Here is an 8,455-nt window from a genome sequence, read left to right as displayed (position 1 = left end):
GCTCCAGCGCCTGGTGCAGAGCGTCGGCCTCGATCGCCCGGCCCTCGATGACCTGTCGGTGACGCCGGCCGTGGTGCCCAGCCAGCCCCGCGCGCCGGGCGAGAGCTCGCGCACCCACCGCTCCAGCGCCTGGTGCAGAGCGTCGGCCTCGATCGCCCGGCCCTCGATGACCTGGATGAACATGGTCTGCTCCCCTCCCTCCCTCCACGCTAGGAGCGGCCGGCCGTCAAGGTCGAGACGCCGTTACACCATGCGATGGCCAAAACTTGTTGTGGGTTCTTGACCGTGCTCGTCTGGGATAACGGCCGCGACATAACCTGGGGGCGACGACGTGGGATGCGGGCCGACGGCAGCGCCGGCCGCGTCGCGGAAGGCGCCAATGACAGCGGTGACTGCCAGCACCTACGGAGGGCGGCCCAACGGCGGGCTGCCGGCCGAGGTGACGAGTTTCGTGGGGCGTCGGCACGAGGTGGCCGAGGTCAAACAGCTGCTGTCCGCCTCCAGGGCCGTCACGCTGACCGGCGTGGGCGGCGTCGGCAAGACGCGGCTGGCGGTGCGGGTCGGCCAGGACGTGCGGCGGGCCTTCCGGGACGGGGTGTGGCTGGTGGAGCTGGCCGAGCTGGACGGCCCGGTCATGCTCGCCGAGGCCGTGGCCGAGGCGCTGGAGATCCGCGACCACACCGGCGACACCTCGATGCGGGTGCTGACCTGCCATCTGCGCGACAAGCAGGCGCTGCTGATCCTCGACAACTGCGAGCACATGATCGCCGAGTGTGCGGCGCTGAGCGACGCGCTGCTGCGGGCGGCGCCGGATCTGCGGGTGCTGGCCACCAGCCGGCAGGCGATGGGCATCGCCGGCGAGCAGGCGGTGCCCGTGTCGCCGTTGCCGCTGCCGGACCTTCAGGTGCCGCTGGAGAAGCTGCTCCGGCAGGACGCGGTCCGGCTGTTCGCCGAACGCGCCCGCGCCGTCCTGCCGTCCTTCACCGTCACGGAGGACAACCGGGAGGTCGTCACCCGGATCGTGCGCTTGCTGGACGGGCTGCCGCTGGCGATCGAGCTGGCGGCGGTGCGGCTGCGGGCCCTGTCGGTCGAGCAGCTGCTCGACCGGCTCGACGACCGTTTCCGCCTGCTGACCGGAGGGTCGAGGGCGGTGCTGCCCCGGCATCAGACGCTGCGGGCGCTGATCGATTGGAGTTACGCGCTGTGTTCGCAAGAAGAACGCCTGCTGTGGGAGCGGGCCTCGGTGTTCGCGGGGGGCCTGGATCTGGAGGCGGCCGAGGCGGTGTGCGGCGAGGACGGGATCGACCCGCGGGACGTCCTCGACCTGGTGATCGGCCTGGTGGACAAGTCCGTGCTGATACGAGAGGACCATCCGGGCGGCGTACGCTACCGGATGCTGGAGACGCTGCGGCAGTACGGTCGCGAACGGCTCACGGGCTCCGGTTGCGAGCCCGCCCTGCAGCGACGGCACCGCACTTATTACCGCGATCTGGCGGCGCGGGCCAGGGCGGAGCTGTTCGGGCCCGGCCAGGTGGCGTGGTTCGCCCGGCTGCGGCGCGAGCATGCCAACCTGCGGGCCGCCCTGGACAGCTGGCTGAACACGCCGGAGGAGGCCCGCGCGGGGCTGAGCATGTCCGGCGACCTGCTGTATCACTGGATCACCAGTTATTACCTGGCTGAGGGGCGCGGCTGGCTGGAGCAGGCGCTGGCCGCCGACACCGAGCCCAGCCGGGTGCGGGCCGGCGCCCTGTGGGCCGGCAGCTGGCTGGCGATCATCCAGGCCGACATCCCGGCCGCCACCGCGCTGCTCGAGGAGAGCCGCCGGCTCGGCGAGGAGCTGCAGGACGAGCCGGTGCTGGCCTACGTGGCCCTGTTCCGCGGAATGGTGGCCATGTGCGAGGGGCGAACGGAAGCCGCGATCGAGCTATACAGGGACGCCCTTGCCCGCCACCGCCGTACCGGCGACCCGGTCGGGATCGCGCTGTCGCTCATCCGGCTGACGCTCGCCCACTCGTTCCTGGGTGACTCCTCGGCCGCCATCGCGGCGGGCGAGGAGTGCCTGGCCGAGTGTGAGGCCTATGGGGAGGGCTGGCACAAGGCGTACACGACGATGGCGCTGGGTGTGCAGGTGTGGCGTCAGGGGGACCTGGAGCGGGCGACCGAGCTGGAGAAGCAGAGCCTGACCTTCAACCGCGCGGTCGGCGATCCGCTCGGCGCGGGGGTCAACATCGAGGCGCTGGCCTGGATCGCCGCCAGCCAGGGCCGTCACCAGCGGGCCGCCCGCCTGCTGGGCGTGCTGGAGACCATGTGGAGCTGTGCGGGGGCGCCGTTGTCGGGGTACGGGCATCTGGCCCGTTACCACGACGACTGTGACCGGGCGATGCGTGAGGTGCTGGGGGAGGCGGCGTTCGAGACGGCCGTGCGGCGCGGGGCCCGTCTGCCGCTGGAGGAGGCGCTGGCCTACGCCCTGGAGGAGGACAAGCCCGAGCGGCCCGCCAAGGCGGCGGAGGAGACGCCGTTGACGCGGCGGGAGAAGGAGATCGCCGAGCTGGTCGCCCAGGGGATGACGAACAAGGAGATCGCGGCGTCCCTGGTGATCGCGCAGCGTACGGCGGAGGGGCACATCGAGCACATCTTGACCAAGCTGGGGTTCAACTCGCGGGCGCAGATCGCGGTGTGGGTGGGGGAGCGGGCCCGGGCCAACGGGCACGACTGAGGGATCGGTGCCGAGGAGGCGGGAACCGGCTCCAGGATGAGGACCGGTTCCGGCCGTCGGCGGTGTCAGTAGGGCGGTGTCAGTAGGGCAGTGCCCGGCCTGACGGGGTCCGCAGGTCCACACCCTGAGCGGGGCGGCGCGTCGGCCGCTTGGAGACGCGGATCCTTGTGTGGCGCACGATGCGTCGTTCCTTTCCTCGGTGCCGTTCGGGCGGCAGGTACGGGTGTACGTGCCGGGCGGGCTCAGGTGTGCTCGCAGGCGCGGTCGCCGGTGACGAGTTCGAACCAGACGACCTTGCCGGCGACTCCCCAGCAGCAGGCCAGCCGGGCCAGCACCGGGTTGTGCCCGCGGTCTGCGGTCTTGCGGCACGATGGGGTGAAGGCGAGCGTGCTGCGGTCGTCCTCGATCTCGCAGCGCAGCAGGCCGTCCTCGACCCACAGGGAGAGTCTGACCTTGGCGGTGGCGTGCCGCAGGGCGTCGGCGACCAGCGCGCCGACCAGCAGGTCGGCGTTCTTGGCGTGTTCGCACAACCCCCAGGCGGCCAACCGGGCCGCGGTCATGCGCCGCGCGCTCGGCACCGCCGAAGGGCGTGCCGACAGCAGCCACGAGGCCGAGCGGTCCTGCCCCGCCCATCCGGCGCGAACGGCCAGGCCGTCCCCCATGGCCAGGAGCCCGTTCCAGGACAGCAGGCGCAGCGTGGGCTGCCGTTCGGCGGTGCCGTGCTCGATGTGCGGCTGCAACATGGCTGGCACGTGTATCGTCTCCTCCCCGTGTTGGCGCATGTGTTCAGAGACACGTTTAGCTTCGCTCCGACCCACCATCGAGGAAGACGGGATAAATCCCCATATGGGTACCTATTCACCCGTATGTCCGTACGGGGATGTCCGCGCCACGACCGGATGATCAACGACGTGACCTGCGCCGGAAGGACCACGCAGGACGGCCCCGCGGATAGTAGTCGACCGGTCGTAAACTGGCCTCATGGGCCGAACCAGTGATGCTCGCGAGCGGATCCTGAGCGCCGCACGCTCGCTCATCGAGACGCATGGCTACTCGGCCCTGGGGGTGGCCGAGATCTGCCGCGCGGCCGGCGTGCCCAAGGGCAGCTTCTACTACTTCTTCGACTCCAAGGAGTCCCTCGCGCTGGCCGTCATCGATGAGCACTGGGCCGCTCAGCAGCGCGCCTGGGCGACCGCTCTCGGCTCCGAGGCCGGGCCGCTGCCGCGGCTGCGCCGGTTGTTCGAGGAGACGGAGGCCGGCCTGCGTACCGCCCAGCAGAGCTGCGGCACCGTCTCGGGGTGCCTGTTCGGCAACCTCACCCTGGAGATGAGCAACCAGACCGAGGCCATCCGCACCCGGCTGCAGGAGATCTTCGACGCGCAGGTCGAGATGGTCGCATCGGTCATCGCCGAGGCTCTCGAACGGCAGGAGGTCGAGGTGGCCGACCCTCGGGAAGCCGCGCGGGCGGTGGTCGCCCAGTTGGAGGGCCAGGTGCTGTTCGCCAAGCTCTACAACAGCACCCACCGGCTCGGCCCCTTGTGGGCGAACTGCCTTGCCCTGCTCGGCGCCCGTACGCCACAAGAGGCCGTGGCCGGCACCTGACCCCCACCCGCTGCGCCGACACGGCCGGCAGGGCCTATGACCACCGGCCCCGCCCCTGTCCGCCGGCGCCCCGGGGACGTCCTCTCCCTCGCCACAATCGCCGATGAGCCGATGATCGGCAGGAGACAAAATCGATTGTGGCGCCACCCGGTGATCCAGTAGCGTGCGGCCAGCACTATCGGATTCGTCGTGAGGACCGTCGCGTGACGCCGCCTGCTCTCGCTGCCTGACATCTTCTTCTGCGCTTTCTCACCGGCCTCGTGGTCGGTCTCGCCGGGCTGCTCTGCACCGCTGAGCCGCCCCGGCCACTCAGCGTTTTGTGTCAGGTCTTAGAGAGATCATGTCTTCACAATCCCATAGAGATCATTTCGTGCTGCCCTGGACCGTCCGGAGGACTCGGCTGCCGCTGCTCACCATGCGCTGCCTGGACTGCCGGGCGGAGGCGGCCACCGTCGGCGAGGGCAGATTCCGGATCAACGCCAACGGCAAGCTGCTTGACGTGTGGCTGCTCGTCCGTTGCGTCGGCTGCGACCGGACCTCGAAGATCACCGTTCATGAGCGGGTGCCGGTCCGATCGCTGGATCCGGCCAGGCTCTGCGCCTTCGAGGACAACGATCAGGCGCTCGTCGCTCACGCGCTCCTGGACCCCGCGGTCGCACGGCGCAACCGGTTCACCCTCGATTGGCGTGGCGCCTGGCAGCTGGAGTCATCGGCTGTCGAGACGGCATGGCCGTACCGGGTGGACGTCAGTTTCCTCGATCCCGTGCCCGTCCGCCCGGAGCGGCTGATCGCCCGGGGACTCGGGATCAGCAGGGGCGAGGTCGGGCGCCGGATCAAGGGCGACCTCCCCCTCAACCGCACAACCACCGCAGACTTCTCCTTCGTCGTCATGCCCGCTGAATAGGGCCGGGAGAAGTGGTGGGTGGGGCTGAGGCGACGACGCACGGTGTGGCGACCGCCTCAGTCCCACTCCACCGGCCAGAGGCTCAGCTCAGGCGGGTTCGCAGGAGGCAGAACTCGTTGCCTTCGGGGTCGAGCAGGACGTGCCAGGACTCCTGGCCGGTCTGGCCGATGTCGGCCGGGCGCGCCCCGAGCTTCAGGAGGCGTTCGAGTTCGGCGTCCTGATCGCGGTCGGTGGCGTTGACGTCGAAGTGCAGCCGCGGCCTGCCCGCATTGAGCTCGGTAGCGGGGCTGAAGACCAGAGTCGGCTGCAATCCGCCGAACCCTTCCCGTGGTCCGATCTCCACCGCGCCGTCGTCGGTGTCGTCGAGCACGATGAAGTCCAGCACCTCGCACCAGAAGGCCGCCAGCCGTTGCGGGTCCCGGCAATTGATGATCAGTTCGGAAATACGACAAGCCATGATCGGCACCTTACGGGGCATCAACCGCCCGCCGCCAATCCTTGAGAGGAGGATCGGTCCGGGTGCCGGTCGTCAACCTCGCCTGCGACCAGTTCGCGTACACGTGGCTGGAAAAGGATTGGACGGGGTGCGGTTCAGGCTTGTAGCTTGCAGCTGTCCGTGACACCGCCCGAGGAGGTGAGACCCATGAACGCTGTATCGATGTGGGTGCTCCCCCTTCCCGTCACGGCCGGGCGATTGACGTAGGTGTCGCCGGGAGCGCCTCGCCAACAAGGCACTCCCGAAAGGCAACACCTATGCACGCTCAGTTCTCCGCCGAGCCGTCGTCGAAGCCGTCGTCGAACGACAGGGTCGAGCGCGACGTCCCCGGGCTCCGGCCCCCAGCCTCCGGCGCCGATCGCGCGCCCCTCCCGTACGACGTGATCATTGCCGGATGCGGGCCGACCGGCGCGATGCTGGCCGCCGAACTGCGGCTGCACGACGTGCGGGTACTCGTTCTGGAGAGGGAAACCGAGCCCAAGTCGTTCGTCCGCATAGTCGGTCTGCATATTCGCAGTCTCGAGCTGATGGCCATGCGCGGACTGCTGGATCGCATTCTCGAACACGGAAGACGGCGTCCGGCCGCCGGTTTCTTCGCCGCCATCAACAAACCCGCGCCCAAGGGCCTGGATTCCGCACACGCCTATCTGCTGGGCATCCCGCAACCGGTCATCGAACGTCTACTCGAAGAGCATGCGATCGAACTGGGTGCGCAGATCCGGCGCGGTTGCGCGGTGGCCGGTTTCGAGCAGGACGACGAGGGTGTGACCGTCGAACTGGCCGACGGGGAACGGCTGCGTTCGCGCTATCTCATCGGCTGTGACGGCGGGCGCAGCACGGTGCGCAAACTGCTCGGCGTCGGCTTCCCCGGCGAGCCCTCACGGACCGAGACGCTGATGGGCGAGATGGAAGTGGGCGTGCCGCAGGAGGAGATCACCGCCAAGGTGACCGACATCGGCGCGACCCATCAGCCATTCTGGCTCCGGCCCTTCGGCAAGGGAATCTACAGCGTCGTGGTCCCCGCCGCGGGAGTCAGCGACCGCGCGGAACCGCCCACCCTCGCGGATTTCCAGCAACAGCTGCGCGCCATCGCCGGAACCGATTTCGGCGTGCACTCCCCGCGCTGGTTGTCCCGCTTCGGGGATGCCACCCGGCTGGCCGAACGTTATCGGGTCGGGCGGGTGCTGCTGGCCGGCGATGCGGCACACATCCATCCACCCATCGGCGGACAGGGCCTCAACCTGGGCGTTCAGGACGCATTCAACCTCGGCTGGAAACTGGCCGCACAGATCCGCGGCTGGGCGCCGGACACACTGCTGGACACCTACCAGGCCGAACGTCATCCGGTCGCCGAGGACGTGCTGGACAACACCCGCGCCCAGATGCAGCTGCTGTCCACCGAACCGGGCCCGCGGGCCGTGCGCAGGCTGCTCACCGAGCTGATGGACTTCGACGAGGTGAACCGCCATCTGATCGAGAAGATCACCGCGATCGGCATCCGCTACGACCTCGGCGCAGGCCCCGACCTGCTCGGCCGCCGCCTGCGCGACATCGACGTGAAACAGGGCCGGCTCTACGGTCTGCTGCATCGCGGCCGCGGCCTGCTGCTGGACCGCACCGAACGCCTGACCGTCGGCGGCTGGTCAGACCGGGTCGACTACCTCGCGGATCCCACTGCGGCCCTGGATGTTCCGTGCGTCCTGCTACGCCCCGACGGCCACGTCGCCTGGATCGGCGACGATCAGCAGGACCTGGACGACCACCTCTCCCGCTGGTTCGGCGAGCCCGCCGGCTGATTCCAAAATGAATACGAGCGAGGCTTCGGCGGCGTAACAGACCGAAGGCCGTCAGCGGGCGGCGGCGAGGAGCCCGGCGAGGTCGAGTGCGTCACCTTTGACGTCGGCCAGCCACTCGTCCTGGATGTACTCGAACTGGATGTACTCGAAGCCGCCGGTCTCGGTGTCGAGCAGGCCGATGCTCCCGGCCGTCACCCGTTGTTCGGGGTTGTTGGGCTCCGGCTCCCACCTGGTGTTCTTGGGCTGTACGAGCTGGGAGCGCGGAGGAGGTGGTGCGGCCGTAGTGGCGTGGGCCGTTGGGGTGGTGGTAGTGGCCGCTGATGTGCGGGCTCGGCTGCAGGTGTTCGATGAGCCGGGTCAGCTTCGCCGAGCCCTGCACGTTCCCGCGCCGGCGGTGTCAACCACCGGCCCTGGACCGGTGACTCACCTCCCAGCGCTCCACCGCCATCTCGACGACCGAACCGGGTCGAGCATCGCGGCCACCCGGAAGACCGCTCAAGTCGAGCCCTGTGCCGACTCGGGCGGCAGGCGGGGGCGGGCGATCGCGCCTTGGGTCAGCGTCGCAGGTCGCGCCCCGCGATGGTCAGCCAGAGGTACGGCAGGGGCAGCATCGCCAGCCAGAACAGGTGTGCCTGATCCCAGTACCCGAACCCGCAGGTCGGGGGCCAGAGCCGGACCTGCTCGGGAAGCAGGATGGTCCCCAGTACCATCGCCAGCTGGACCACCACGGCGGCCATGGCGGCCTGCCGTCCGGGTGCGAACCGCACGGCGGTCGCCGCGGCCGCCAGCGCGATGCCGAGGCAGACGCCTGCCTCGATGAGCAGGTCGCCGACCGGGAACAGGGCGCCCTCCGGCAGGCGGGTCAAGAGGGAGGCGAAGGCGGCCAGCCAGATCGCGATCGCGGCGCCGCCGGGCAACAGGCAGCGCAGCGCCTGCCGGAC

9 protein-coding genes are annotated in these 8,455 nt (G+C 69.7%); 4 read left to right on the top strand and 5 right to left on the bottom strand.

Annotated features, from left to right (window positions below):
* Window positions 1-183: hypothetical protein (locus tag ACWDX9_RS55500; protein ID WP_449970762.1), on the bottom strand; the 183-nt coding region annotated here is incomplete at its 3' end.
* A 205-nt stretch (window positions 184-388) separates the two neighbouring features.
* On the opposite strand from ACWDX9_RS55500, the gene ACWDX9_RS55495 reads away from it, so the two are divergent.
* The gene (locus ACWDX9_RS55495; RefSeq protein WP_449970760.1) at window positions 389-2,716 is read left to right on the top strand and encodes an ATP-binding protein; all 2,328 of its coding nucleotides are present in this window, start codon (window positions 389-391) and stop codon (window positions 2,714-2,716) included.
* Window positions 2,717-2,958: 242 nt separating this feature from the next.
* On the opposite strand, the gene ACWDX9_RS55490 is transcribed toward ACWDX9_RS55495, so the two are convergent.
* Window positions 2,959-3,468, bottom strand: a complete 510-nt coding sequence (locus ACWDX9_RS55490) for a hypothetical protein (RefSeq protein ID WP_449970757.1) — start codon at window positions 3,466-3,468, stop codon at window positions 2,959-2,961.
* Window positions 3,469-3,697: 229 nt separating this feature from the next.
* On the opposite strand from ACWDX9_RS55490, the gene ACWDX9_RS55485 reads away from it, so the two are divergent.
* Together ACWDX9_RS55485 and ACWDX9_RS55480 are read left to right on the top strand one after the other, a co-directional pair.
* On the top strand, window positions 3,698-4,318 hold the full coding sequence (locus ACWDX9_RS55485) for a TetR/AcrR family transcriptional regulator (RefSeq protein ID WP_449970754.1): 621 nt from the start codon (window positions 3,698-3,700) through the stop codon (window positions 4,316-4,318).
* Between the two features lie 370 nt (window positions 4,319-4,688).
* Window positions 4,689-5,222: a DUF1062 domain-containing protein gene (locus tag ACWDX9_RS55480; RefSeq protein ID WP_449970751.1), complete on the top strand. Its 534-nt coding sequence runs from the start codon at window positions 4,689-4,691 to the stop codon at window positions 5,220-5,222.
* 82 nt (window positions 5,223-5,304) lie between these two features.
* Here ACWDX9_RS55480 and ACWDX9_RS55475 read toward each other — a convergent pair whose 3' ends face one another.
* Window positions 5,305-5,679: a VOC family protein gene (locus ACWDX9_RS55475; RefSeq protein WP_364258391.1), complete on the bottom strand. Its 375-nt coding sequence runs from the start codon at window positions 5,677-5,679 to the stop codon at window positions 5,305-5,307.
* A gap of 452 nt (window positions 5,680-6,131) precedes the next feature.
* Here ACWDX9_RS55475 and rox point away from each other — a divergent pair, with 452 nt between their 5' ends.
* Window positions 6,132-7,514, top strand: a complete 1,383-nt coding sequence (rox, locus tag ACWDX9_RS55470) for a rifampin monooxygenase (RefSeq protein ID WP_449970765.1) — start codon at window positions 6,132-6,134, stop codon at window positions 7,512-7,514.
* Between the two features lie 51 nt (window positions 7,515-7,565).
* Here rox and ACWDX9_RS55465 read toward each other — a convergent pair whose 3' ends face one another.
* Together ACWDX9_RS55465 and ACWDX9_RS55460 are read right to left on the bottom strand one after the other, a co-directional pair.
* Window positions 7,566-7,709: a hypothetical protein gene (locus ACWDX9_RS55465; protein WP_449970748.1), complete on the bottom strand. Its 144-nt coding sequence runs from the start codon at window positions 7,707-7,709 to the stop codon at window positions 7,566-7,568.
* Between the two features lie 359 nt (window positions 7,710-8,068).
* Window positions 8,069-8,455 (bottom strand): hypothetical protein (locus ACWDX9_RS55460; protein ID WP_449970745.1); only part of this gene is annotated, 387 nt, incomplete at its 5' end.

The organism is Nonomuraea sp. NPDC003201 (genome assembly GCF_053590415.1).
The sequence above is the reverse complement of the archived record's forward strand: the minus strand, read 5'-3'. Positions and strand labels throughout refer to the sequence as shown.

Excerpts from the sequence above, each read along its gene's own strand:
- ACWDX9_RS55485 (WP_449970754.1), top strand. The coding sequence starts at position 3,698 with ATGGGCCGAACCAGTGATGCTCGCGAGCGGATCCTGAGCGCCGCACGC.
- ACWDX9_RS55475 (WP_364258391.1), bottom strand. The coding sequence starts at position 5,679 with ATGGCTTGTCGTATTTCCGAACTGATCATCAATTGCCGGGACCCGCAA.
- rox (WP_449970765.1), top strand. The coding sequence starts at position 6,132 with ATGCTGGCCGCCGAACTGCGGCTGCACGACGTGCGGGTACTCGTTCTG.